This window comes from Paenibacillus sp. MER TA 81-3, assembly GCF_023713585.1.
Lineage (GTDB): Bacteria > Bacillota > Bacilli > Paenibacillales > Paenibacillaceae > Paenibacillus_B > Paenibacillus_B profundus.
Genome location: NZ_JAMAWB010000020.1, coordinates 71,289 through 97,587, shown reverse-complemented (window position 1 = coordinate 97,587; position 26,299 = coordinate 71,289). Strand labels below are relative to the sequence as shown.

The following is a 26,299-nucleotide window of genomic DNA, read 5'->3' as shown; positions in this document are numbered from 1 at the left end:
TTCAAAATCCTGTGATAGCGCTACAAGCTACTTACTTCCATGCCCTGAATTTAATCCTCATAGGTACGTTACAAACAAGCTATCGGATTTCGGGCAGAGCAGTATTTACAGAGGAATTTAATCCTCATAGGTACGTTACAAACCGGAGGCCTATCGTTCCTTCTGTCTGAAGGTTCAAGAGAATTTAATCCTCATAGGTACGTTACAAACTCGTGAAAACCCTGCTGTTTATATCGTTTTTCTGAAATTAATATAAATCTTAATTGAAAAGTAACAACATCAATGTACCACACTTTTCCTTGATGTCATAGGTTTTGCGATAAAGTTCAATTGTCGTCGATCCCCCAGGATTTTTACGCTATTGGGGGTCGACGACAACTTAGACCCAAATCATATACACCCTTACTGCGGAACCTGTACCACTTACTTCTGGGACGTTTTTAAGCGCCACGACTTCGGATATCCTCCGCCTTTTCCGTTATTGCTATCCTTGGCTATCTCATCTGCTGCATTATCCCAATTGACATGTTTCGGGTTTTGCTTCGTGCCGGCCCCTCCGGTAATCATGCTCTCTTCCACTTTGCTAAGCACATAATTTTCGAAATGAACCTTATCAAAATAAGATATACTGCATGCTTCTTTCGTTCTGTTCATTACGTCAATAAACTGTTCAATATACGCCGATCGATTCTCTGATGTCTCAGTCGGATTCATGATCAACGCATCGAAGTTGGCATCTTTGCGTTCTAATCGAACTTGCTTGATATGAATTTGTACCTTGCCGAATCCATACGGCTTCGCTCCGCCAATAAGTTCATATGCCTTATCAGCGAGATCGCGATACTCTTCTGTGTATTGGCTGTATTTGCTTGCAGCAAGTACTTCTTTCCAGTCCAGGCTTAGCAGCAGCAATCCCAGTTCTGCTTCGGACAAGTTTCGGAAATCAATTTCCCCTGTGAGACGAACGTCATCACAAGATATGACTTGTCTAGTACTTACCATATTTTTGAGCTTTTCATTTTCACTTCGTGGCTCTATCGGTTCAGGCAACACGTGATAGTGTTTATATCCGTTTAATTTAATATTTTTATCTTCATAAGTAAGCTTCTCTTCTGACGTCTGCCGCAGATACATTCCGCTTGCCGTTGCAGAAGGAGTCATAAGCAATAAATACTCGACCTTTCGAAATTGAGCTTGACCTTGAATATCAAGCGGACTGAACCGAATTCTGGACTTATAGGCGATCGGGTAGTCATTATTCTGATCCTGTCCGTCTGGAATGAACCCAAATAAAGCATTGGCATAATCTATTTTTCTTTTATCCTGAACACCAATCAATTCGCCCAATGTTCTAAGATATGGAATTTTAAAATATGGAGTACGTCCAATGCTTTTCACTTCCCCCTTTTCACACTGGTAGAAAACGATTAACCCATCCTTAATATCCCCTTCTTTATTCTGTGACTTGGCGAATATTTCAGCTAACTTTTCATATTCATCAAAAATATTATAGAATGCCTTAACCGTGTCTTGTTTTCGTGTATCAGTTATGCGGAATTTATCTAAATTTTGATTATATGCATTGATAACGGATGGCGGCACTAGAATGGACTCAACATTCTCAACAGGACCTAGTACAAAATAATGGCTTCGCTTCGAGCTTGCATTCGATGAATTGAATAGATATCCTTTTTGTGTTAGTTCTTTCGAGTGGTTACAAGCCAACTTATCAATGCCGCCATTAGCGGATGCTTTAAAGTAAACCCTTCTTTGATAAGGAATAAAATTCGCATTTCTATGGTATTTAAAGCTCTCCCAATACATTAAATTTATTTCTACCTTTAATCCCCATCTGTCCACATATAACTGATAGAGATTTTCCAGTTTTTCATTTTCAGATTCATTCGTATTTTCAGGTCGAATCTTGATTAATTCAGATAATAACTTCTCTTTGACTTTAGAAAGACTACTACTTTGAACTTCACTCATTCTTCTATTTAAAGCAAAATCCCGAATGAAAGTATTGTCTATTTTTCGCTGAAGAGGTTTTAATGTTTCTTTTAATAGCTCCCGAAGCTTTTTTATCTCTCTTGTTTTCTGTTCGATTTCATCTTGCTTTTTATTAAAATTCTTAACTCTGTTATTCTTCCAGTTATATATGGTAGAGAATTGCTCCCCATGTACATTCATTTGCATTAAGCGATGTTCTTTAATGGAAAGAAAAAACTTATCTCCCAACTTGCTTGCAGGAGTCACATAAAATTTATTGTTTTTTTTCTTCAAAAATCCAACTTGAATCGTACGTTCAATTCCAATTTTACCATCCGGTGTCCCTAATAATCGTGTGTGATAATGATCCTTAAGCTTGTCTGTAAAATCACGGTACACCATCTCTGTACGATCAATAAATTCAGGATAACCGGCACTCAATATTTCAGCATTTGCCCGTATTTTGCCCCTGATCGTGCTGCCGCTTATAAAGAAATCGTCGCTGCTCCATTTTCCCCTTACTTCTATTGCCAGATCGGAATGGGGGCGTATCTCATATTCGATGCATCCGCTCAAGCCGGAGAGATCATTATGCTTGGGAAGATCGCCCCCTGACTCTGTACATTCATATGGGAATTCGCGATGCTCCGGTTCGGCAAAAGGAATAAAATCATATGGCAGCTTCACATAAGTCGTTTCTTGCTTCTTCTTTCCATATTGATTCCCGTTTCCCGTTCTATTCGGTTTTCCTCTATCCTTCCACACGCCGTTCACTCCTCCGTTAAACGGTACAACACCGTCTTGTCTACATATGCCAAATGACTATCCGTATCATGTTTCATATATTCGATCACTTCGACGGCCTTATAAACCTTTACTTCTTCCGCATTATCCCGTTTCTGATTCACGATCGATTGATCGAGTTTATACGAGCGAATAATTTTCCATTCATCTGATACGGCATGGTCATGCTCCAGCGGTTCGTACATCGCCAATTGTCGTTCTAGTTGGCTGATAAAGATTTCTTTGTCTTTATTAAAAAAATGCGCTTCAAGCAAGGCGTTCTCATCCATTGCTTCTTGTAACGCCTTCCTATGATCATGCTCTCTTCCAATCAGCACTTGACTCAGCAGATGGGCAATGACAAAATATTCTCCACCGTCAAGCTGGTTCGCCCATTCTTCCCGGTTAAACAACGTATGCGGCATCTTCGTTGCACCACCCTTTAAATGATTCATAGCATGCTTCGAGCCAGTTCCTGTTACGATCCGATAATTCGTTGGTCTCGATGCTCCATCGTTCCCCTCCGGCATCAACCTCTACCATGTTTGCCGCAAACTGTCCTAGTCCGATTACGGTTCTTCCTCCAATCGGCACGTCACCTGCTCCGATTCTACGTAACACGTAAATGAGAGGGAATATATAGGGACTAAGCTCGCCATCTGCTATGTCGTCAAGAGCGAGACTCAAGCGAATATTTGTTTCGCCCTGGATTTCTTGTTGGTGCTTCAAAGCCGAGCTATATGCGCCTCCGGTCAGTCGATCAATTTTGATGTAGACAGGACACGTTTCTGCTTTCGTTCCGTCTTTTTTGCTTGCTGTGTTGCGGTCGATTTCGACTAACCGTGTTTTTTCAAGAATGGCATCTGAAAATACAAGTCTGCCTCTCTGATCGATACTGCCAAACAATTCAGCACATTTATGTTCAACGAACTCGTCCAATTCCTGAGCATTCATCGCTTCTGCAGTTTTCATTCGTTTGAGTAAGAGACGGATCTCATTTTTGATTAATCCTTTCAAGCTCGTAGAAGGAATGTAGTATTTCCCCTGCTTGTACAGCAATCCCGTCATGTCCTTGCATGAAGGATCGTTAAGTTTGAAATTCTGGTAGACGCCATACGGAAAACATCCATTCATCGAGAAGGTTACGCTGGCAGAAGACTTTGGCTGAAATCGGTTCAAAGTCTTCCAGTCGACGGAGATTCCTTTTCCTTTATCCCTGTCATCAAATATGTATCGTTCCAGTTCCTCAATGCTATCTAGTCGAAACTCGCGTTTGCGGAGTTCTTTTATCTCAAAAGCCCCGAATCCGTTGCTTTTCTGTCCGCCAAGCCGGAGCTGTCGTGTATCCAATCCCTCGGCCCATGTCCCGATGATTTGCTCCAATTCGCTTGCAAGAAGTCCATCATTTTGCTTGCTCGAATCATCTAGATCGATAAGCTCTATAAGTTCATCACTTTCAATACGGAACGTAATTTCCGATCCTTCCGGAAAATGATACAGCGTATATTTATGTTTATCCTTAGCGGAACCGTATTGCGGATCGATCGCAGTTCCTTCTTTGACCACCTCATCTGAACAAACAACGATCCCATCACTTATATATAAGTTGCTTTCTTTAAAAGCCGATACTTGGTCGCCGCCCATACTCTTCAAAATAAGCTCTTCCGGAATCGCATTACGATTTAAATAATCCCGAAGGGCTCCCCCAATCGCATTTCCCAGTACAAGCGGTTGACCATGCGCATTTCTTACTAGTTCCCCCTGCTTGCTATCACCGAAATACGCCGGCGTTACTGCGCGAATCGTGAATTGATACGTTACTGCCCGATTCATTTGTCCTTCCTCCTTTGCTCAACATGCAGTCCCGTGTAGAGAAGTTCGGCTATGAATTGCTGCTCCGGGTAGCGGGCTTGAGAGAACAACAACGATCCCTTCTTGCCGTTCAACTTATTTTGGGCAAATCGGCTTAAGCTTCCTGAAGAAGTAGCGGCTGAGCAAATGAATGTGATTAACTCTTTAAAATGATGACCGGCGATCGAACATAAACGGTTATCTTTTTTATAGAAGCGATCCGTATTATCAGGAGGCAGAGAAGGTAACCCCCCATTTTTAAGCTGCTTGATTAACGGTTGCAGCGTCTCCTTCATCTGCTGCAGTTGGCTGCTGTTCAATTGATCAGAAACGACGGAACGTTCACCGCTCTGAGCGTCTTGCTCCTGTAATTTGCACGTCAGCAATTCCAGCCAACGCTGTTTCGCGGGCTCAAGCCCCGACAAAAGAATCGACATCACTTCTTCTTCCTGCGGATTTACTCTGCACTCTGACTCGGTATATTTGGCGCTATCTTCCCGATATTCCGCTATTGGCTGTATAGAGCGAACCGCCATTTGTTCCGGGTAGGAGAGATTCACAGCAAGCCATCCGTAACCATCCTGAACGCGATAGCCCACTGGCTTGCATTCTAGAGCTTGCTTCACTTGTTTCAACTCTTCTGATCCAAGTTCTGTATTCAGCTGATAGACCAGAACTGACCCTGCTTTCAAAGTCGTTTCTTTCGGGTATCTGGCTTTCCATGTCATGTTGTAACCTTCGGTCATGCCCACTTGAACATACTGCTTGATTAGCTTCACAGAAACGCCCGTTATACGGTGAATCTCACTTTCCGGCAAATAGTTGACAGGCTGTCCGAATTCATTCCGAAATACGCAATCCGAGAGACAGGTGATCGTGAGTTCGGATGATGATGTTGCGCTGTTTAACAACGCGTGTAATCCCAACTGTTCTGTTGCTTCTCTGTACCCAGTCACATGAATTCCGAGCGGTTGCATGCGGCATAATCCGTAACCTGAGCCCTTTGCGCCGCCCAAATACAAATTCATCGGCTGCTGCAATATAGGCTCGAGTACGCTTGACATTGATTCGTCATATCGAATGATCGTCCGGAATGTATGTCCAGGGGCGAGGGCCTGATAACGGAACAGATTTTCTCGTTCCTTCTCTCCCTTATTGCGGCTTGTATTATGATGAAGGCGATACTCTTTAACGGGATTCAGCCCTGTCAGTTCGCCATTTTGGACGGATATGAACCGAAATGCCAAAGCATCATGATTAGAGAGTTCACTGCCATCATGCAAGTTCGTCAGCGCAATCGTTCCGGCATTCCCGGAATGATCATACCGGCTTTCCGCTTTCGCTCGGCGATATTCGTGCTTGTTAATACGCAAGTGCTGCGGTGCCGGGATATACAAATTGCCGTCAACGCAAGGATAAGCGTTATAGCACTCCATTTGGGTCAGAATAGCGTTCTTGCAATCATCGAAGAGCCTTCTGCGAATGAGCTGCCCGATAATCGCTCCCCGGATGGTGGAGCCTGGAATATAATCTTTTGACGGCTCAATTTGATTTGCTTTATTTCCACCCGCTCCGATCTTTAGCGGCTCCAGATTTGTAATTTCTATCACGCTATACAATTGCATGCTGTTCACCCTCTTTACAACTGACCTTGCAGAAATCCGCATCCTTCCCATCAACGAGCAGCCTTGCCGTCACTTCGCCCCGCCCCCGGTGAATGCCGGCTCCTATCCGGCGAAATGAAGAGACAATCCGCTGTAAATCTGCCAAGAGATTTGATAAATCCTGTTGGTTGATTCGCTTCAGATAGTCCGCATCATAAGCATATGGTTCCATCGTGATGGATGAATAAAAGACTAGTCCTTGCTTGACCGTATGATACGTAGTAAGCATTCCCTCTTTTGCCGACCCGTTCTCTAGTTGAATTCCTGTCCGAATATGGGTTTGCGACTCGATGAGATCATGCGGTGTAATCCGATAATACCCTTCGTCCTCATCTTCGGCTTGCAGCGCGATGAATCGGCTGCGAATGCGTTCATCCAGTTCCAAATGGCCGAAACGCAATATGCCTGGCTGCTGACGACAATATACTTTCAAGAAATCAGGGTCACCTTGAGCGCACAATCCTTTTGCAAAAAGATCGATTTCTTCCTTGTTGATCCCAAACAAGACCACGATAGACTTAAAAAAGGACTTGGCACGCTCTCCCTTCTTATCGATTTGCTGATACTGCTTTAATAGCCAGAACGCTTGGCGTTTTAGCTGCCCTTTAAGAGACTTGGCATGGAAATAGACGAAGCCGTATCTATCCGTCAAAACTTTGGATTGTACGAGGTTACGCTCTTTCTCTCCACTGCTGAATATCGTTTCACTGCGCAGCCTCGCTTCGATTTTACAATCATGATTCGCGTACATGAATGGCCACCTCCCGATTCATATTGATGTAAGGCAAAGCATCGATTACATCATTGAGTAAGTAAGTGGATGATACGGTCTGGCCCTGCTGTTCACTCATTACGGCAAAGATATCGCACGGAAAATGTTTCTGCATAATTTCGACCAGATTCCGGTTGGCATCAGTCTTGTTCATATCTATAAATAACCGGTATGATTCCAATCCGGAGTAAACAACCTTCTTAACGCCTTCGAGCAATGAACTGCTTATTTTTGCATTTGCCTGAGCCGATTGGATATCCGCTACTGCATTGACGAATGCCTCATAGCTGAACACTCCATCTGCAACAGGCTGCTGTTGATCGATTCGAAGCGGCTTCATGTGGAAGCGCTCGACATCCCGACCATGCTTGACGTAATTTTCGTAAGTGTAAGAAGCAAGCACTTGTCCTTGAACGGTATCCCAATGGATGAATGACGCCCCGGACGAATTCCCCTTTACCCGATAGATCGCTTCCTTGGCTTGTTTACAGAGCAGCTCCGCGGTCTTCACCAGTTCAAAAAACGGATAATTATACTTGGCTATCGCCACACCTGCACAGGCACTCAGCTCAGCCTGTCCGTCATCCAAGACAATACGAAGGCGCGAGTCGTAATGCTCTTCACGCGACAGCGTACGAATATTATTCACGATAGCTGCCGCGATCTGGATCGCATGCTCTGCGTGAACGATCAGGCAAATATCATCGCCAGACAGTACGATCGGCGTGTATATGATGTCCTTCTCCACTAGCTTAAGCTCATTCAGTGCGCGAACAACTGCCGATTCATAGATTTCTTCGATTAATTCACTGAAATTTCCAAGTTCTTCAAAGGATGAAATTCGGCGTACCATATCCCCCATCTTGTTGCCGTCCAAGGCAATGACGCCAATATAACTTTTTCCTTCTTCATCTTTCTTGTACTCCTTCAGCTCTTCCGTGACCGGAATACCCGTCTTGGTTTCCAGCCTGCCGTACAGGAACTGTTTAGCTAATTGATATTCTCGCTTTAAGACTCCGTTATGTAATACGGGCAATCCCGTCGCATCAATTTCTTCTACGCCATAGCTCCAACGCTTGAATTTCATCTTGCGCTTATCCTTCCATTCGTTCGCTTTATCGCGCAGCTTCTGGCGTATCTCTTTTTCTTTCTTCTCTTGCGCTTCCCCTTGCTCCTCCAGTTCACTTTCGTCTACGATGCTCATATATAATTCCATATTAGGATAAGCGCGATATACCTCAGCCGAATATGTCTGTACAAATTGCTTTGCGTGTTCCTCGGTCGAAAATTTAATAATGCTGTTGCCTCCACCGGAATATACGAACTTGTACTGATTCGTATGATATTTCTCTAAGAATTTCGTTAGCGAAAAGATCGATGGAGAAGCAATCTCCTCGGACTTATCCTTGATATCTTCCGTAACTGCCTTTATCGCGAACGAATGATACAGATTTTCTTTCAGCTCATTGCGTTTAAAAATAAACTCCTGCTTCTGCGATACATCTATGTACACATATGCAGCCAATATATCCCCCTCGCTTCCTCAACTATGTCACAGTTATTTGCAATCAACCTCTTGTCTTTCTTTCTCGCGTACTTTCTCCTGTTCGCGCTCAATGATTTCATTGAATCTCTTCGCATAGGCAAAATGCGGGAACAGCATCGGATTATTAATGAGCATAAGCAGTTGGTTCAATTGCAGGTTAAGTGAAAGGAACGGGTTATCTTTGATATGTAAGTCCTGCAAGGTATTCGTTAAGTACAGGCGTTCATTTAACTTTAACTCTGGATATTCCTTCGAGAATCCATCCATTTTTTGTTTATCTAATAAATCTGACTCTCTTAAAGAAAGGTGTTCTATTTTGAGATTCTCATCTCCATCCTTTACCCCATTTAGCTTTCTTGCCCACCAAGCTAATGATTTATTTCCATTTTTTACAAATAATTTAAATATTGTCTCCTCATCTTGTTGCTTGTGGATAATAAAATCAAAATGTTCCCCTAGGCCATATTCCAAGTTATCGGAACCTGACTCTGACATATAGACTTTATTACTGGCCAAGATTTTAATTGGCCGTGTACCTTTCTGTGTTTGGTTCGTTAATCCAGAAACATAACCTGTAACCATGCGCGCGATACCTGAGCTTTTTGTTGTTAAATCATTTATACTTTTGCTCCAAGCTGTTAAACTTTTTGTTGGCAAATCCGAGCTTTTGCACTCTATCACGAGTGCTACCGCTTCAATAGGTATAAATTTCAACGTATTATATTGAAATACATAAGGCGTATACTGTTCGTCAAACACAGCAATATCCACTTCATTTGATACGTTACCGTCTGAGTCAATAATCATGACTCCTTGCGCCATCGAGTATTTTTGAGGAATGATGCTTCGAAATAACTTCATCCACATTTCCTCGCGAAAATTCCCGGTTATGCCACTGTGTTCAGAAGCAATATCCATTTCTTCAACCATCATTTTGTTCAGATAATTGTAGTTGTTGTGAATGCTCCAAAATACATTCTTTTTATTATTTGTCATTGCTGTATTTCTACCTCCCCGATTTCTAGCCAACATAAAAACACCTTGCCAGATAGTCGCAGTATTATGGTTCGCAAAGACTATCTCTTACATTTCAACTAGTGCTATTATATCATTTTAATCTCATATATTCCCAACACACGATTGAATTTGTCATATCCCGCCATTTTGTTTGATCAAAATAGAATAAGCTTATGCAAGATAAGGTCTTCTTATCGGCATAAGCTTATTTGGAGTCACTATTGATTTAGAATGGTTGATGTTCTTTTAAGGATTATTTCGTATAGTCATGAATATTTTTGAAATTTCTCATAGGTACATTACAAACTCTGAACCAGGGTACATAGGTACCCTGGTTTTTTGCAGTTTCAACTCCTCATAGGTACGTTACAAACAACTATAAAATAAGTGGAATCATTTGTGATGGAATGTTGTTTCAATTCCTCATAGGTACGTTACAAACGAGTCAAATGCAAAGAAACCTTACGCGGATGACAAGCCAGGTTTCAATTCCTGATAGGTACGTTACAAACGTCAAAGACTGGCGCTACAAGCGTGTTTCAATTCCTCATAGGTACGTTACAAACCGTGTCCGCAATCACCGACACGGCATCCCTTGACACGTTTCAATTCCTCATAGGTACGTTACAAACTTGGCGAAAAAGTACGGGGCGGCGGAAGAGGAGCGCTTCAATTCCTCATAGGTACGTTACAAACAGAACAGAATCGCTAAGAGACCGCTTGGGCGTCTTGTGGTTTCAATTCCTCATAGGTACGTTACAAACCTAAGGGGAGAGTGTAGAACAATGAACATGGAGTTGTTTCAATTCCTCATAGGTACGTTACAAACCGAAATCCCAAGGAAGAATACAGAGCCTGTGAAGAGAGTTTCAATTCCTCATAGGTACGTTACAAACATATTTCATCGCTAAATAACGAAATACCTCTAAATGTTTCAATTCCTCATAGGTACGTTACAAACTCAAAAACTTTGAGCAAGGTATGGCTAACGTTAGGGCTAGTTTCAATTCCTCATAGGTACGTTACAAACGGATGTATAGTTTCGGCTTACTGGCTCGGTCGTAGAAGGTTTCAATTCCTCATAGGTACGTTACAAACTGATTGCAAATATTCGGCGGTGTTCACGCTTCTTCGCAGTTTCAATTCCTCATAGGTACGTTACAAACTTGTCCATATTGTATGGGACTTCCCAACCCAAAGGGGAGTTTCAATTCCTCATAGGTACGTTACAAACGCAGATTGTGTCATTTCTGGCTGCACACGCATACCGAGTTTCAATTCCTCATAGGTACGTTACAAACTCGGCTTGAGTTGTTTTCGCTTCCTTGATCCTGACCTTGTTTCAATTCCTCATAGGTACGTTACAAACACGGGGAGATCATCGAGCAGGATATCGAAGACCCCGTTTCAATTCCTCATAGGTACGTTACAAACATCGAGTTGACTTTTCCGAGGACCCTCAAATTACGGAGTTTCAATTCCTCATAGGTACGTTACAAACGGCTGCGGAGACCCTGCCGAATGCGTGGTATACGAGGAGTTTCAATTCCTCATAGGTACGTTACAAACTACGGTAGCCTTATATCGATTGTTTGTGGTCGTGCCAAGTTTCAATTCCTCATAGGTACGTTACAAACCCTGCACCGCTCACACCTCCCATCTAAACGACATGGTTTCAATTCCTCATAGGTACGTTACAAACGCAACTCTCATATGTTCGATAGGGCACCGAATGGTGGGTTTCAATTCCTCATAGGTACGTTACAAACGATGAACTCCGGTTCCTCGGTGATTTCAAGCCGGGGGAGTTTCAATTCCTCATAGGTACGTTACAAACCTAAAATTATGCGAACAAACCTTTGACACGATGAGTAAGTTTCAATTCCTCATAGGTACGTTACAAACGAATTCCGTTACCTTCTCCCCATCATGGCGGGCATAGTTTCAATTCCTCATAGGTACGTTACAAACCCTCCTTCGCAAGCGTCGGGATTTCCACTTTAAGCCCGGTTTCAATTCCTCATAGGTACGTTACAAACCCGTAAAAAAGCTTTAATAACGGCGTTTTGAAAAAGTAACAATTAGAAACTTATGTCTATCCTAAACTTACTGTAACATATTTATCCTTGATACTACAGGCTTTATATCCAAAATGGTTGTCGTCGATCCCCCGGGGTTTTTGCGCTATTGGGGGTCGACGACACATTTATAGAATAAAACTGATTTCGTTTTTTTCAATACCCATGATTTCACGATTAGTATATCGTTGAGTCCTCCAAGTATAAATAATGATGGAGTCCTCCTCCTCATCCATAATTCTCTTTAATTCAGCCTTCAATTTTTTCAGGTTAACCTCGGATATTTCTCCTTCAAAGACGGAATTTTGTACCCAATTTAAATACTTCCGGCATGTCTTTAATGCCTTTGCCACCCTTTTCTCACCACAATCATATACTAGTATAACGAAACAATATAACCATTCCCCCTTTTATTCACCATAGTGCCTCATAAGGCTCATAATCCTTTTCGCTCATGACATGTTTTTGTATTTTATAAAGCTCCATACGGAGGAGTCGCCTATAGCTTACATCTTTATTCAATGCTCGATGTTTTATCGTCGTTTTCAATTTATTTTCCCATTCTGTAATGAAGATTTTACGTCCAGAGTCTGAGAGCAAAATGCCTCCTGTATCTTTGACAAAATGCGTTTTTGACAACTGTTTTTTGGCAATTAACGAGAAAATAAGTCTATCTACCAATATAGGCTTAAATATCTCCGCTACATCCAAGTTCAAAGTAAATCTCCTAAAGTTCGTTGTATGTAAATAGCCGATGCGAGGATCGAGGTGCGTATGATAAGTTTCGCTTAGTACTTGTGTGTAAAGAATTGAATTTCCAAAACTGATCAGAGCATTTAGTTCATTTCGGGGCGGACGTTTCGTACGCTGTTCAAAACGAAAATGAGGATGATCCAAAATGATATCGAAACCTTTATAATAAGTCTCACGGATATTTCCTTCATAGGCCATTAGTTCAGGAATCGTCTGCGCTTTAGTTAGCCCTGAACTTAAAGATTCGATCGTGTCTATAATTGAATGAAGCGGCTTTCCTCTTCCCCGATAATATTTAAGCACTCTAAGTATATTCTGCGCAGCACCTTTTACAAATAATGTGGCAATCTGAAACCTTTTGAGTTCATCCATATAGTATTCTGCTTGTTTAAGAATCATATAACCTGAATTTAAATGTTCACGAGGATAAAAGCTGCCTGTATAGTACCCATAGTAGTTAAAAAAATGTAATACAATTTCCTTCTGCGAACAGAACTCAAGCAATGATTTATTAAGCTCTACTTCGCCAAATATCATCAACTCCTGCGTGTCCTCCACAGGAATATATTTACGGCCTTCCTCTCCTTCGAAATAAAGCGTATTGTCCTTACGACGAATTTCACCGGATTGGAAAATATAAATAGTCTTCTTCACGATTATTCCTCCTCCCCAAAGCCACCGCATGCTTATCAGCTACGCCCAACAAAATTCCCGATATGCGCATTTTCCGCAAAATTTTATTTTTTCTGGCTGAGGCGGCTTTTCCCGAGCCATGATACGGCGTATGTTATGAACCGCTTCCTCTATCTTCTCTTCAGCCGCTTCGTCCAATACTACTGCTTCCCTTCGCCTTTCCTCGGGAAAGCGCAGTTCCCCTACCGCATCCACACCGGCTTGCTTTAAATTGTAAAGATAAAATAACACTTGCATTTTTGCGCTTTGAAGATATGAGGAAGTTTTCTTCACTTCGGCTACAACCAGTTGTCCTTTCACATTTGAAACCGTGTCCATTTTAATCGATCCCCAAGCGATTTCTTTCTTCTCCCGTGAATATACGTTTTCGTGCAGAAAACGCCCCCAGTCCATATTTTCATCGGACTGATCGGCTACGATTTGCCTCGACATCAACCAAACCTCACGCTGACAAATATAGTAGTACCATATCAGTGTGCCGGTAACGCCAGTTGTATCTATTCCTTTTACTTCAGATGCCATCTCACACGTTCACCTCGAATTGCGTTAATATATGAACGCCCCGCCCGTTTCGTCCATAAATCCAGTTTCCACATGATAATACTCCTCAATTTGATTGCGCGGTACCCAAAACCAATCACTAACAACGCCATTTCGATCTTGAAATGGAAAAGAACGATTTTTCAGAAACTTCTTCACACGAACTTGAACCATATACTGGCTCATCTGAGAAGTAAGTTGCTGCAGCACCGCTTTTTTCTCATATAAAGATGAGGGTTCTGTGGAATCTTGGAACGTGTTGGATTGAAAGAGTGCACACAATTGATCACCTGGCCATTCCCCCTGACGCACTCTCTCATATATATCCGCCAGATCCGTTGCCCGTTCGTCCCATTCAACGAACACATCCACGATTTCACCGTATTGTTGAATAAGCTCGAATTGTTCCAATACATCAAAATCCAAACCGATGATACCTTGATGCCACAAACGTTCCGATTCTTCGAAGGAAGCTTCATTCATGAGCAACGTATAGTACTGATCAACCAGTTCTGGATACATAGGTTCTTCAACTATATTCTCTAGTAGATTCCGTGTCCGATTCATATGATAGATATCATAAACGTACTGATTATCCTTTTCGAATTCTATAATATACACAGGGAACAGCTCGCCTTTTTTTCCCTCACGATTCACTCTGCCAGCAGCCTGTACTAATGAAGTTAATGGAGCTAAATCACGGAATCCGATATCAAAGTCCAAATCAACCCCTGCTTCGATCGTTTGCGTCGAAACCAAGATTACTGGTTTTCCTAAATCCAGTCTCTCTTTTACCGTTTGAATAACCTGTCGGCGCTGCATCGGCACAATGTTGGTAGATAAATAATATAGTTCGCTATCTTCCGGAATCCGCCCATCCTCTTGAGCCTTCTTCAAGGATCGAAACAAGTCAATGCTGCGCTTGATCGTGTTGACAACAATAACGGTCGACTGACCTTCGTTGCGGTACGACATAAATAGCTCGATAAACTGCTCATTATTTATCTTTTCTTCTAATAGCGGTACGAATTTTGTTCGCTTCATCTCTTTGAAGTATTCATCACAATTCGGGAGCAAAGAGACAGGCTCTATATAGCCTTCATTCATCATCCGATCTCCTAGCTGCAAAATCTTAGGCTGTGTCGCCGTCATCAGAATAAATCGGGTTCCGTAATATTCCCCCATTTTTCGCAATATCACACCGATAAGCGGCATATATCTCTCCGGCAGTGACTGTACTTCATCCAAAATCACAATGCTGCCTGCCAGCTTATTCACTTTTTTCAGCAAGCGATTATTTCCCGTCAAGAGGGATTGAAATAATTGCACGAAAGTCGTCAATATGACATCTGCTTCCCACGACTCGACCTCCAGCAATCGTTGCTCTACTGAAGCTTCCTCGCATCTGTCTGTTGAAGCTGACGCTGTCTCTGGAAATAAATTGGTCAAACGGTGATGGACCAAAAGCTTTCCATGTGGGTTTAAAACTTGTTCATAATCACTCGCAGTTTGCTCAATGATATTAACAAAAGGGATTGCTGTAATAATGCGAGGTGTATAGCCGTATACTTCACGCAACCGCTCCTGCAGCCTTAATGCGCATTGCAGTGAAGCCAGCGTCTTTCCAATACCTGTTGGTGCCGTAATTGCATAAATACACTCGTTCCGCAATTGTTGTTCACTCAGATGCTCAATGACAGATAGCATTTGTCTGCGAGCTCTTTCCCTTCGATCATTGATATCGATTTTCCGACGAGACGGATGCTTCTTCAGTAAATAGGCGGGAATTACATCGGAAGGGATGGCCGTTATCTGACTACGAAAAAGTGCCCCCGAATCTAGCTTGTCTGAATCGATCAAGACAGAGAAAAAGTAGAGGAGTGCGAAATACCAATACTCTTTACGAAGTCTTCCACCCGCAATAAATTCAGGCATACTTACAAAGAGTCGTTTTTCTTTCTGTAGCTGTTGAACAGCCGGACAGGAGTGAAAGAATTCGAAATCAACCCACTCATTCAAGTCAAGATCACGGTATACTTCAAGAGATTTCTCCATCAAATGGGATGATTGTTTGTGAAGTATCGCCCACATCATCTCTTCTTTGAACAAGCCTTTTAAAGTCAAATTTCCATGATGGAGACGTGTGCACAAATATGCAATAAAAGACCATGCGTGCTTGTCTGCCTGAGCCAAACCATCTGCCAACATGCGATGGGTAAAGGCATGGGTATAAAACGCCGAAATATGAGCATGGTTTTTCATTTTGGATTCGACTCCGTTAGTCAAATACAACTGAAATGCATCCGTATATTTACCTATATCATGCAGCAGACCTAGTAGACGTGAAATGGCCCTCACTTCGGAAATAGACAAATGCGGAAAACTCACCGTTGGTGGAACGGCGAGTTCGCAATATTTTGAAACGGTATGCAAATGAGTTGAAAGACGCTGTTTTTGATTCCGTTTCCGGTCAAAATGTGCTAAATATTCCATGGCGCCTCTCCTTTACATTTTATTGCATCCATATAATAGACGTGTTATCTTCCAATCTCACATATTCTCCAACATGGGCATGAATGGGATTTTCCAATAAATTTATAATCATACTCCCTTTGCCTCGAGTAGTAAGGCGGCGATCCATATCGAATTCCAATGGCAGATCTTCCTTAACCAGACGATATAACACAGCACCGTCATCTGGAACAGAAATCTCATTCATCAATCTAGCAGGGATAATCGAATCAATGTTTACCATAGCAGCCTCTCTTACTTCATTCCCTTCGAATATTCCGTCAAATTTCATCCACCCCAAATTCCATGCTGTTCCGAGTGCGAGCGAAATCCCTTGACTGTAATATGCTTGTGAAGAAGGAGATATGATGCTTTCTAGCTTCCCCATTATATTAGGGTCGCAATGATGAATCCATACACGATAATCTAGCATGCCGGTGCGAATATTTTGCGGCAGTACTAATTCTGTTGCTGTCTGACTGTGATTATCTTGAGAACCATTTACATCATTAAAGTTCTTGATCATTAACAAATTTAGTTTTTGTACCATCTTCTTAATCGGCGCTGCATTCGCTATAGCTATCTGGCATTGATCTAGATTAAACAACTCATAATAACTATCACGTTCATAGCCCAATAGGCCTGCCAACATACCAACAATTGTTGTACGCGGCGGAACCGAATAGGTTAATGCAGATGAATTGGAATAATATCTTCGAAAATGAGCCATCTTCCCTCGAATCCGCAAGCTGAGAACTTTCACCGTTTACTCCCCCTTGAGTGAAGCCACGGAAGCCCATAAGTCAATAGGAGTATATGCGGGTAGCCCTACTAAACTACGCGCATTTACAAATGGATGCAGCCATCCGACGACATGATCGATATACCCTTTGGCCTTTAAATCATCGATAACGTGGGAAAGTTCCGTGAAATCAACGGTTATATCGTTCAAGCTCCGAATCGGTCTTCTCTCATTTGCTTCTTCGGATGTCTTCGTCTGAACAAAGCGACGCCAATCCCCTAAGTAACCGTCGAATCCAGGAGAATACACTATCTCTAAATAACACATTGGCGTCTGCCCTTGTTTGCTATCCGTTTGATTGGTCATCATTCCTTGTATAATGCTCTTGCGGAAAATATCACGGTCTTCCTCGGTCATACCCGTTAATTGAGCGCTGAACTTGTTAATTGTGCCATAGTGGGCGACGAAAGCATAATGAACTTTATGCTTTTTACCAAACGTAGAATTATCGTCGTTCATGATAGACGTAATCGTGTTCGACTGGACCAATTCTACCGGATGCAAAGAGTATCCCCAGGTTAACTGTATCGGCCCCGTAAATGTACGACTCACGTTCTCAACTGCCATCGCACTACCGAACATACGAACATCAATTAAGGAATGCTTAATTGCTTCCGTAATAAATAAATTGTTAAAGTCCGAAATGCCTTGTTTCAACTTTTTATCACTTTTCAGCTTTTCAAATGCCTCTTTATAATTCTCCGTCCCTTCACCTGCTAATGCTGCCCAGACATTTCGAATCTCCGGATTTTCTTCAAACAAATGCCGCATCAAAGCCGGATCACTCAACCAGCGTTCACGAATGGCCTCGAACATTTTGTCGGCTGGAACTTTGCGTTCCGCCAATGTATCTACAAAAATGGAGTACCCTTTATTTTTTAACATATCGCGGCAGTCCCGTTTTCTCCGGGCATCGCTCACAAGTAATGTTGACGTTTCATAATCCATGCGCGGCTTATTTTCTTGATCAGGATCGCCATTGGGATTCGTTAATACCGCTTCAAACATAAATAGAAAATCACTGTTCTGTTGGATCTGCATATTTCATCTCTCCTCATTCTGAATTTTGTGATGTCTATCCATTAGCAAGTTCCTCAATATTACTTTCGTTGTCTGGCACCATGGAGGCTTTATTCATTCTGTTCCCGGCAGCATATCCATAACCGGACATAAGGTAGAATACATTGGCCTGTTCGCTTAGCGGCCAATTGTCTTTGATTTTCCCATAATTATCGTTATATCGATTAATCAATGTTTCTGTATATGTATTAAATACATCATACTGCCGAAACTTCTCATACACATCATGGCCTAAACGGATAATTTCGTATTGCTTCATGCCTTGAAAGTGTATTTTCTTCAATATCGGCTTGGTTTTATGACCTTTTCTGTACTGTTCCCTTGCTACTTTTTGCACCATTACACCTAAGTAAAATAACGCCCTTGCTTCTGATGTAAAGGCGTGTTTACCCAAATATTCCTCCATTTGATCGATCGTTGAAGAAGTCTCTACTGTTGTTTCTATTGCTGTTTTCTCTTCCAAGGACAGCATTAGCTCATCCGACATCTCCATATCCTCCTGTATATTGAAATTTCGATCTAACAATTGCAGATGTTGAAGGGTGTGCAGCAGCACTAAATAATTCATCACAATGGTCTTAATAAAGAAATCCTCTTGTCCACCGGTATACTGTACAAGATTCATGTTTTTATAGTTATCCATTCGGGCCTTTGCCAACTGTCGCATCCCTTTATCTAAAGCTTCGCAAGCATAGCCGTATATCATTTCAGTTCGAATTTGTTCTCCGGACAGTAAAGCTTTATAAAGCGACAATACGCGTCCAATATCGACTTGCCCCTTCTCCGTTTCACGAACTGGAATAATACGATATATGCTTCCAAGTGACATCCCCTGTAGATACGGTATGATCTGCTGGTTATAATGCTGAAAAAGCTTCATAATTCGAACCACTCTTACGGTTGGAACATCTTCAATTGTTTCAAGAATCGTGACCGAATTGCCATCCGTGCGATATACAATAAAATGAATCATATAGTAACTGGAGTTCATCCACGAAGCATCCGCTTCCACCTTGTCCAGCCACTCACTGGCTTCTTTGCTTTGAAATGCAATATCTATACCCTCTTTAATCGCACCAATTGATTGATAATCAAAGGTATCTAGCAAATGTTCAGGTAATATGAAGGCATTCTCGCCCGCAATTCTTCCCCGAAATTTAGCCTCAATTACTTTTTCGCCTGCAAGCAAGTTCTGATAACATATACCGCAAATTGCATATGAGTCATCATAACTATAGCCTTTACTGGTAAACCGTGCCGCATTGATTGTAGTCGTGGTAAATATTTTATTAATTCCCGAGCGGCTCAATTTTGTAGAATATGAACTTGATACGTCAGACTTGGACTTTTGGCAAAGATAACAAAGCCGCTCCAGATGTTCCTGATTAGCAGCTTCCGTATTTAGACCTGTATCATCAAGTCTATTTATTTGCTTGACAAGCTGAAGATAGTCTTCGTGCTTAGACAAGACGTGTTCTCCATCTTCGTCTCGAATTCTTGGAATAACGAGGACAAATCGGTTATTTTTATTTTCATTTTCCAGAAATAAATGAATGAAAGCTTCATTTTTATATTTGCTTCCATTGACAAGAACACATTTATCTTCGGCATAATAAGAGATAGATTCACATGAAAACGATGTGGGAAATTTGAATTTTTCTAGATGTAAATATCCTTGGCCTTTCTTGTTGCCTATTGAAATAAATGATGCAGATTGGAGAAGCTGTAGTTGCTGAGTAAGTCGTGATGAGGACAAACCATTTTGTTGCAAAGATATATATAGATCATTCCATACACTCGTGAGCAGATAATGAAAAGCATCAATTCCCCTGACCAAATACGTCTGCGCGGCAGCTGCACTATTATTTCCGAAATAATAGAAGCGCTTCATTACCTTTTCGTCAAATGGAAATGGCTCTTCCAGCAGTATGCAATCCTGAACAACATCGAATGTCAGGTAAACAGCATAGTATGCTTCGTTCGGCTTTTTTTTGAGTTTTAGCGGCTTTACCAGTGTATGCAGCACGTCTTGGCCTTTTCGTTCAATAGCTCCCAGCTGAGCTGTCAATTGTGGCAGATTCACTTATATCCCCCCGATAAATGACGAACAATTTCATAAAGGCCATGTCCATTAGAGTTCTTGCCTCCGAGACCAACATCATAAGTTAATCGGATGAGTTCCAAGTCACCCTCCAATATGAACTCCCCTGTCCAGCCCTTGATCACTGTAGATTTGAATCTTGATGTTCTTGGCTTGATTCGTTCCCGATGAAGGGGTGACAACAATATTGTCATATCGCTTGCCGGAACTTCACCGTATAAGGCTTCATATTTTTTGAGAGCGTTTGCTTTAATAAGCGGACTGAACTCTTCTTCCCATGGTGAGTAGAAATATGTTTTTTTCTTATCGTGAAGCAGAAATGTGCTGTACATCGTAACCGGTGTTAGAAAATGAATGACCATTTTTTCGCTTACGGTATCATGAATTTGTTCAACTGATCCCACTCTGACTAGACGGCTCCCCAAGCGGAGATCATCCCTTATCAATAATGATGATACTAGTTCCTGAACTAATTTCTTGTCATACGCTGAAAAGATGAATGAAACATGAGGCGGTGAAAATTCTAAAGTGTGAGAGTTTCTATCTAGTCTATGTGAACCATTAAGCTTGGAAAAGGTAAACATGCGAAATTGCCGTTTCCCCTGCTGGTAGCCCGTATTGTGGAGAAAATCCCGGTATCCGTCGTCTCGGATACTGTGATATATGAGTCCGTGAAGCCATTCTTGGTGATTGATAGGAACCGTGAGTTTTCCATCGAAGGTCAATGTAACTTTGATTCTCAAAGACTAATACCTCCTGACTGAACTAGTTCGATCATACTACTTCTCTACATGCATTTCCAATATTCTCTTATTATTGTCGAAATCTTGTTAGAAAACCTGGCGCAAGCTGCCAAGTTTCAATTCCTCATAGGTACGTTATAAACTCGGATTGTGTGCGCGACAATAACAGGTGGTTACTACGGTTTCAATTCCTCATAGGTACGTTACAAACGGTGGTGAAGTGATTTTAACATATTTTCGGGCTATAGTTTCAATTCCTCATAGGTACGTTACAAACTTTCAAGCTGTCTTTCATATCATCACCACCATTTGATGTTTCAATTCCTCATAGGTACGTTACAAACCTTATAGTGCTACCCATGTGTTTTATGTATCATGGCCTGTTTCAATTCCTCATAGGTACGTTACAAACTAGATTGGTCTGGCCGATATATATCCCCACATTCATCGTTTCAATTCCTCATAGGTACGTTACAAACGGAAGAGTTGAGAAGATATTTCTTCTTTTTAATGCCGTTTCAATTCCTCATAGGTACGTTACAAACATTAAGGGACGGAGGCGATATGGAAATGGGAACAACTCGTTTCAATTCCTCATAGGTACGTTACAAACTTCCGGCGTCCATCCTTCCGCAAGCGCGCGCCGGGTTTCAATTCCTCATAGGTACGTTACAAACGCTGAAAACATACCGTCACCACTTCCGCCGATCGGAGTTTCAATTCCTCATAGGTACGTTACAAACGAAGTGAATACATATTCTCAAGGGTTAAATACATAGGTTTCAATTCCTCATAGGTACGTTACAAACTTCGAATGAATTGATTTAGGGTGCGTTTTCTTGCCCTGTTAATTCCTCATAGGTACGTTACAAACGATGACCAAGTATCCTTTATCGTTGAGCTCTACAGTGGTTTCAATTCCTCATAGGTACGTTACAAACTGGCCTTACTTGGGAGGGACACGAGTTCTTAGATTCAGGTTTCAATTCCTCATAGGTACGTTACAAACCCGAAAAAAAGCTATGATAGCGGCGTTTTAGAAAAAGAAACAATGGGAAAGTCAAGGATGTTCAAAAACCACTTTAACATATTTACCCTTGATACTACAGGTTTTATAGTAAAAACGGACTGTCGTCGATATCCCGGGATTTTGGCGCTATTGGGGGTCGACGACAAAAACAGTCATATTTTTGCACCCAGACATAATCTCTATCCTAATTACCTGATATATACTCGAGGTACTCAAAGGGTATATGCTCATTCAGTGTAGTTTGGCAAATACCAGTTCGGCACATATGTTTGAAATTCATCATACCAATTCAAAACATTTCCGGCTCCTTCCAGCATAATATCAACTTCTTCTTGTCCAAATGGAATCGCCCAGTGAATTGCTGAAAGTTGGTTGCCGGCAATATATAAGGCCATTAATCTAAAGAATAAATCGGGCACCTCGTTATTAAAATATCCATTGATGCGGCCCGATGCGAATATTCCACTCATGCCTGCACACCAAGTAATACGATTGAATTCCTCCCATGGGTCACCATAGTCACACCTATTAAAATCAATGATACCCAGTTCACCAGACTTTGTAACAATCATATTTCCGACATGATAATCACCATGTTGAAAAGACTGGGGACGGTTTTCTAATAGATATCGATTTTGTTCAATATAGTTGATTATTTTATCTGCACCCTTTAAGTGAATGCCGCATGCTTTATAATTCGTTATGTATTTGTTTATTTTTCCATTATAATACTCTACCCAAGGCGATTGATTGTTCTCCGCAGGAATTTGATGCATTTTACTCAAAAACTCCCCTGCTTTAACACCAAGCCGATACTGCTCTTTAGCGCCTAGTGCAGGAATAACCTGTATCGCATCCTCTCCTTCGACCCAAGTGAATAAAGAGTATACGGACTGACCGTTATTGCAAATTCCAAAATCAATCGGCCGGGACATTAAAATATCCATATGATCAAGCTTTCTTACAGCTTCAAATTCCCGTTTCTTATTTTCATATTGGGATATGTCCGCCATTCTAAGCAACAATTCTCTGCCGTCTATAGCTTTAATATAATATTTCTTGTCTTTTGACCAACCTTTATGAACAGCCTCCACAATGTTCCATGTACAGGCATCCGGTATTTCGCTAAAGGTTTTATTCACCCTGCTATACCTCCCCTGCGTTTACATATTATTTTTTGTACAAACCGTACATCATCTTCGGGCTAATCAAATTTATGTTCATAGACCGTTAAATATAATATAGCATCCTTCCGTATAAAAAGGTTGGATAAGCCTTAATCCGGTATACTTCCCCATAGAGTTTTTCCAGGTTTATTATTCATAAAATGAAGACGTTTTGTTCCCATCAACTGTTTTGGCTACCTGGACATGCTTTGATTATCAATATTGGGGCGGGGACTGCGGCCTCTATACGTCCATCCTAATAAACGCGATACCTCAAGCGGGTACCTCTCCTGTCCTTGTTGATGATGTTGTTCTGGAAGTTAAGCGGTAATGTGAACGAATGTAATGTAGGCATAGGATGAGGCAGCTTGCAGTTCTCACAGAAGTGAATTTGAAACTCCACAACAAGCTGGCGTCTGTCTAACAGGCGTCAGCTTGTTACAGTGTATGTTGAGGGGAGAATTTTAATTTGTTATGCAAATACAAGAACAGGTCGTGCTGCTTAACGCGCTTTTACATCTTTCAAGTATGTCTCCGTTCTGTATTGTTGGTCCATTTTCAATATAGAAGCACCTTCAAAAATCAATGCTTTTGTCTGTTTACCCGTAGCATCCCAAACAGAGGATGCCCACAGATTATCTTTAAACGCAACATCGTTATGTTCATCTCCTCTGAAAAATAAATCATATAATGGAACAGTTAAAGTCCGGACGGCTCCCGGAGCATCGTTGGATAAAATGTAAGAAAATTGAACGTCTCCAGTAAAGTAGCTTTGGCTCTGTAATTTATAAACGGCAGGGGATGAATATACACTTGAAATCAAAGTCCCCTTTGACATTGGCGGCAATTTTGCAGATGCAGATGAGCTGATTACATAATTTATTGTTTTTGCATCAGATGTTCCGCTTTGATTTGAATTCGTATATTCATATGCGAGTTCACCCCCAACTTCTGCTCCTGTACCTAAAAATTCGGCTTTTGTTTTATAAGTAAATTTAGCGCCAGCTTTATGGCTATGGGTAATAGATTTCGTTAGAGTTGAAGCGTTCGATATGCCATGTTGAAAAGTATGAGAAACCGTTAATTCACCGGAAGAACTATTATTAATCGCATCATGCGTTAAAGTCTGGACCAATTTCTCCGGTCCTCTTTGAATGAGCTCCGATTTAACCGGATAATCCGGGACAGCACCTTTTTCTTCCACATTTATTAATTTCACATCAAGCACATCTACTCGGACACTAGGATGCAAACCGTTATGAATATAACGCACATAATTGGGAATTACTTTTCTGGCTGATTGTTCGATATTAACAACTTGTACCGCCTGATAGTTGGTCAATCTGATTTCGTTATTTACGTTCATTGCTTCCGTGTCAGCACTAACAATGTTTCCTGTCGGCATCAGAAATGCAGCACTTAACATCATGATTGCTGTTAGAAGTTTTATTTTGGCATTCATACACATTCATCTCCAAATCCTTATAAAGTTGAATTTCCTGCTGCAATAGTTGATTACATATGCCCGCCGCTTTTCTCATTCTGTTTTCCTCATTTCCCCCTCTCTCCTTATTAGATATTTTTAACTATCGTTACATTTTCAAGATAACATGTATTTGATTCTTGCATGAAATAAGGATTGTTATATTGTGTTTCGTTAATATGACAAAAACATTGAAAGTCATAATAAATTACAACTATACCTAATATTTGGATTATTTTAGCCGCGAACAGTCATTTTTAATGCCAAAATGAAGAGGGAGCTCAGAATGGTAAAAGGATCTGAAGATGAGCGAAAAGATAAATCTGAATCCCTCCAACCCCTCTATTCTGGATCATGACTTAGAGTTGGCCCCCATTTCATCCCCATTCACTTTTCCCCCGATTTTCCAGCGAATTTACGGGTTTAAGTTGAGGACCAATTTACAAAGATATCTATGGCTCTGCAATCCAGAGCGTGACGTACAGAATCTTCGTCCTCTCCAGTGCGGATGGCCGCAATGCGGCGGTGAACGCGCTGTCCGCTCCATCTCAGATCGTGACACAGTTCCAAGCATCCTAGGATGCGGCGCAAGACATTCCTATCTAACGGAAGCAGGCAGCAAGGGCTCCGGCAATATGCCGGGGCCCTTTTTTATCATGGGTAAATGCAGATATTACCAGATCAATTCAGCGACTGTGGCAAAGGGTGTGAATCTGCTAGCAGATGAAGGGATTCTATATAAGAAGAGAGGGATTGGCATGTTCGTGGCGGCGGGATCACGCGCCCTTTTGTTGGCGAAGCGCAAGGAGAAATTCTAAGAACAATATGTTGTCACGATGATCCGGGAGGAGAGAAACTGGGTATGACGACAGACCATTTAATCGATATGATTCGCAGAGGGGAGGGCACGCGATGAGCCATGTAGTAGAAGTGCGGGAGCTGACCAAAACGGAAATGTTAACGAGGTCCAGAATGTCAGCTTTGTGATGGATGAAGATAAAATATATGGGCTGCTGGGCAGAAATGGAGCCGGGAAGACAACGATAATGCATTTGATGACGGCACAGCTGTTCCCGACGAGCGGTTCCATCCGCTTGTTCGGGGAGGCTCCCTTTGAGAATAACTGGGTCCTCAGCCAAGTATGCTTATCAAGGAGAGCCAGAAGTACCCGGATACGTTCCGCATTAAGGATGTGCTGGTAGTTTTGGCTTTCTTCTTTCCTGAATAGGAATCGGAGCTGGCCGCAAGATTGATTGAGGATTTCCGGCTTCCGCCGCGTCGGATCGTGAAGAAGCTGTCCAGAGGAATGCTGTCGGCGCTTGGCATCGTCGTCGGCTTGGCGAGCCGCGCTCAGCTTACGCTGTTCGACGAGCCTTATCTGGGTCTGGATGCGGTCGCGAGAAGCATTTTCTATAATCGCTTACTCGAGGATTATACGAAGCCCCGCGTACGTTTGTGCTCTCGACCCACCTGATTGATGAAGTAAGCCGGATATTGGAGCATATTATCCTACTATGAGGGCTGGAAGGTGATGCTGGACTTCTTCCTCCGCTACTCCGCTTGGGAGCTGGTCTTGATGACGCTGCCTCTTACCTTGATTTACACCTTGATATCGTTCTTGTTCGAAGATCGACCATCTGACCTGCGATTTCTCCGCTTCTCTTTGCTCACGGCTGATTGTCTCTCTGATCATCGGG

Annotated in this window: 18 protein-coding genes, 2 pseudogenes and 2 CRISPR repeat arrays; of the genes and pseudogenes, 2 read left to right on the top strand and 18 right to left on the bottom strand. The window is 41.9% G+C overall.

The genetic code is table 11. From position 1 onward, the window contains the following. Window positions 1-423: 423 nt before the first annotated feature. The 17 genes from M3650_RS24020 to M3650_RS23940 form a co-directional block, all read right to left on the bottom strand. Window positions 424-2,754: a hypothetical protein gene (locus tag M3650_RS24020; RefSeq protein ID WP_251578476.1), complete on the bottom strand. Its 2,331-nt coding sequence runs from the start codon at window positions 2,752-2,754 to the stop codon at window positions 424-426. A 5-nt stretch (window positions 2,755-2,759) separates the two neighbouring features. Continuing rightward, window positions 2,760-3,197, bottom strand: coding sequence for a hypothetical protein (locus M3650_RS24015; protein ID WP_251578474.1), 438 nt, complete (start codon window positions 3,195-3,197; stop codon window positions 2,760-2,762). Continuing rightward, window positions 3,178-4,605: an RAMP superfamily CRISPR-associated protein gene (locus M3650_RS24010; protein ID WP_251578472.1), complete on the bottom strand. Its 1,428-nt coding sequence runs from the start codon at window positions 4,603-4,605 to the stop codon at window positions 3,178-3,180. The genes M3650_RS24015 and M3650_RS24010 overlap by 20 nt, the downstream gene beginning before the upstream one ends. After that, window positions 4,602-6,248, bottom strand: a complete 1,647-nt coding sequence (locus tag M3650_RS24005) for a hypothetical protein (RefSeq protein WP_251578470.1) — start codon at window positions 6,246-6,248, stop codon at window positions 4,602-4,604. The genes M3650_RS24010 and M3650_RS24005 overlap by 4 nt, the downstream gene beginning before the upstream one ends. Further along, complete coding sequence (locus M3650_RS24000; RefSeq protein WP_251578468.1) at window positions 6,235-7,038, bottom strand: RAMP superfamily CRISPR-associated protein; 804 nt, start codon at window positions 7,036-7,038, stop codon at window positions 6,235-6,237. Before M3650_RS24000 ends, M3650_RS24005 begins: the two co-directional genes overlap by 14 nt. Beyond that, a complete protein-coding gene (locus M3650_RS23995) occupies window positions 7,022-8,584 on the bottom strand; it encodes a Cas10/Cmr2 second palm domain-containing protein (RefSeq protein WP_251578466.1) in 1,563 nt (520 codons plus the stop codon). Before M3650_RS23995 ends, M3650_RS24000 begins: the two co-directional genes overlap by 17 nt. A gap of 33 nt (window positions 8,585-8,617) precedes the next feature. Continuing rightward, window positions 8,618-9,601, bottom strand: coding sequence for a DUF6602 domain-containing protein (locus tag M3650_RS23990; protein WP_251578464.1), 984 nt, complete (start codon window positions 9,599-9,601; stop codon window positions 8,618-8,620). Window positions 9,602-9,899: 298 nt separating this feature from the next. Then, window positions 9,900-11,661: a CRISPR direct-repeat array (repeat unit 30 nt; unit sequence GTTTCAATTCCTCATAGGTACGTTACAAAC). Window positions 11,662-11,828: 167 nt separating this feature from the next. Continuing rightward, a complete protein-coding gene (cas2, locus tag M3650_RS23985) occupies window positions 11,829-12,083 on the bottom strand; it encodes a CRISPR-associated endonuclease Cas2 (RefSeq protein ID WP_251578528.1) in 255 nt (84 codons plus the stop codon). 31 nt (window positions 12,084-12,114) lie between these two features. Continuing rightward, window positions 12,115-13,107, bottom strand: coding sequence for a type I-B CRISPR-associated endonuclease Cas1b (gene cas1b / locus M3650_RS23980; protein ID WP_251578462.1), 993 nt, complete (start codon window positions 13,105-13,107; stop codon window positions 12,115-12,117). Window positions 13,108-13,146: 39 nt separating this feature from the next. Continuing rightward, entirely contained in the window at window positions 13,147-13,668 is a 522-nt protein-coding gene (gene cas4, locus M3650_RS23975; protein ID WP_251578459.1) for a CRISPR-associated protein Cas4, read from the bottom strand. A gap of 24 nt (window positions 13,669-13,692) precedes the next feature. Continuing rightward, window positions 13,693-16,179 (bottom strand): CRISPR-associated helicase Cas3', encoded by a 2,487-nt coding sequence (cas3, locus tag M3650_RS23970; RefSeq protein WP_251578457.1) that lies wholly within the window; start codon window positions 16,177-16,179, stop codon window positions 13,693-13,695. 19 nt (window positions 16,180-16,198) lie between these two features. Further along, the gene (gene cas5 / locus M3650_RS23965) at window positions 16,199-16,960 is read right to left on the bottom strand and encodes a CRISPR-associated protein Cas5 (protein WP_251578455.1); all 762 of its coding nucleotides are present in this window, start codon (window positions 16,958-16,960) and stop codon (window positions 16,199-16,201) included. A gap of 3 nt (window positions 16,961-16,963) precedes the next feature. Further along, window positions 16,964-18,040 carry a CRISPR-associated protein gene (locus tag M3650_RS23960; protein ID WP_251578453.1) on the bottom strand — a complete coding sequence of 359 codons (1,077 nt, stop codon included), beginning with the start codon at window positions 18,038-18,040 and terminating at the stop codon, window positions 16,964-16,966. Window positions 18,041-18,074: 34 nt separating this feature from the next. After that, window positions 18,075-20,162 carry a TM1802 family CRISPR-associated protein gene (locus M3650_RS23955; RefSeq protein ID WP_251578451.1) on the bottom strand — a complete coding sequence of 696 codons (2,088 nt, stop codon included), beginning with the start codon at window positions 20,160-20,162 and terminating at the stop codon, window positions 18,075-18,077. Further along, window positions 20,159-20,923, bottom strand: coding sequence for a CRISPR-associated endoribonuclease Cas6 (gene cas6 / locus M3650_RS23950; RefSeq protein WP_251578449.1), 765 nt, complete (start codon window positions 20,921-20,923; stop codon window positions 20,159-20,161). Before cas6 ends, M3650_RS23955 begins: the two co-directional genes overlap by 4 nt. Before the next feature lie 113 nt (window positions 20,924-21,036). Further along, window positions 21,037-21,932: direct repeats of the CRISPR family, unit length 30 nt; unit sequence GTTTCAATTCCTCATAGGTACGTTACAAAC. A 248-nt stretch (window positions 21,933-22,180) separates the two neighbouring features. Then, a complete protein-coding gene (locus M3650_RS23945; protein WP_251578447.1) occupies window positions 22,181-23,095 on the bottom strand; it encodes an aminoglycoside phosphotransferase family protein in 915 nt (304 codons plus the stop codon). A 526-nt stretch (window positions 23,096-23,621) separates the two neighbouring features. Beyond that, complete coding sequence (locus M3650_RS23940) at window positions 23,622-24,581, bottom strand: hypothetical protein (RefSeq protein ID WP_251578445.1); 960 nt, start codon at window positions 24,579-24,581, stop codon at window positions 23,622-23,624. A 692-nt stretch (window positions 24,582-25,273) separates the two neighbouring features. Here M3650_RS23940 and M3650_RS23935 point away from each other — a divergent pair. Together M3650_RS23935 and M3650_RS23930 are read left to right on the top strand one after the other, a co-directional pair. Then, a pseudogene (locus M3650_RS23935) lies at window positions 25,274-25,518 on the top strand (GntR family transcriptional regulator); the annotation flags it as partial. Further along, window positions 25,515-26,117: pseudogene (locus tag M3650_RS23930) on the top strand (ATP-binding cassette domain-containing protein); the annotation flags it as partial. The pseudogenes M3650_RS23935 and M3650_RS23930, both read left to right, overlap by 4 nt. On the opposite strand, the gene M3650_RS23925 reads toward M3650_RS23930, so the two are convergent. Then, window positions 26,107-26,295 carry a hypothetical protein gene (locus tag M3650_RS23925; RefSeq protein ID WP_251578443.1) on the bottom strand — a complete coding sequence of 63 codons (189 nt, stop codon included), beginning with the start codon at window positions 26,293-26,295 and terminating at the stop codon, window positions 26,107-26,109. The pseudogene M3650_RS23930 and the gene M3650_RS23925 overlap by 11 nt on opposite strands. Window positions 26,296-26,299: the final 4 nt, after the last annotated feature.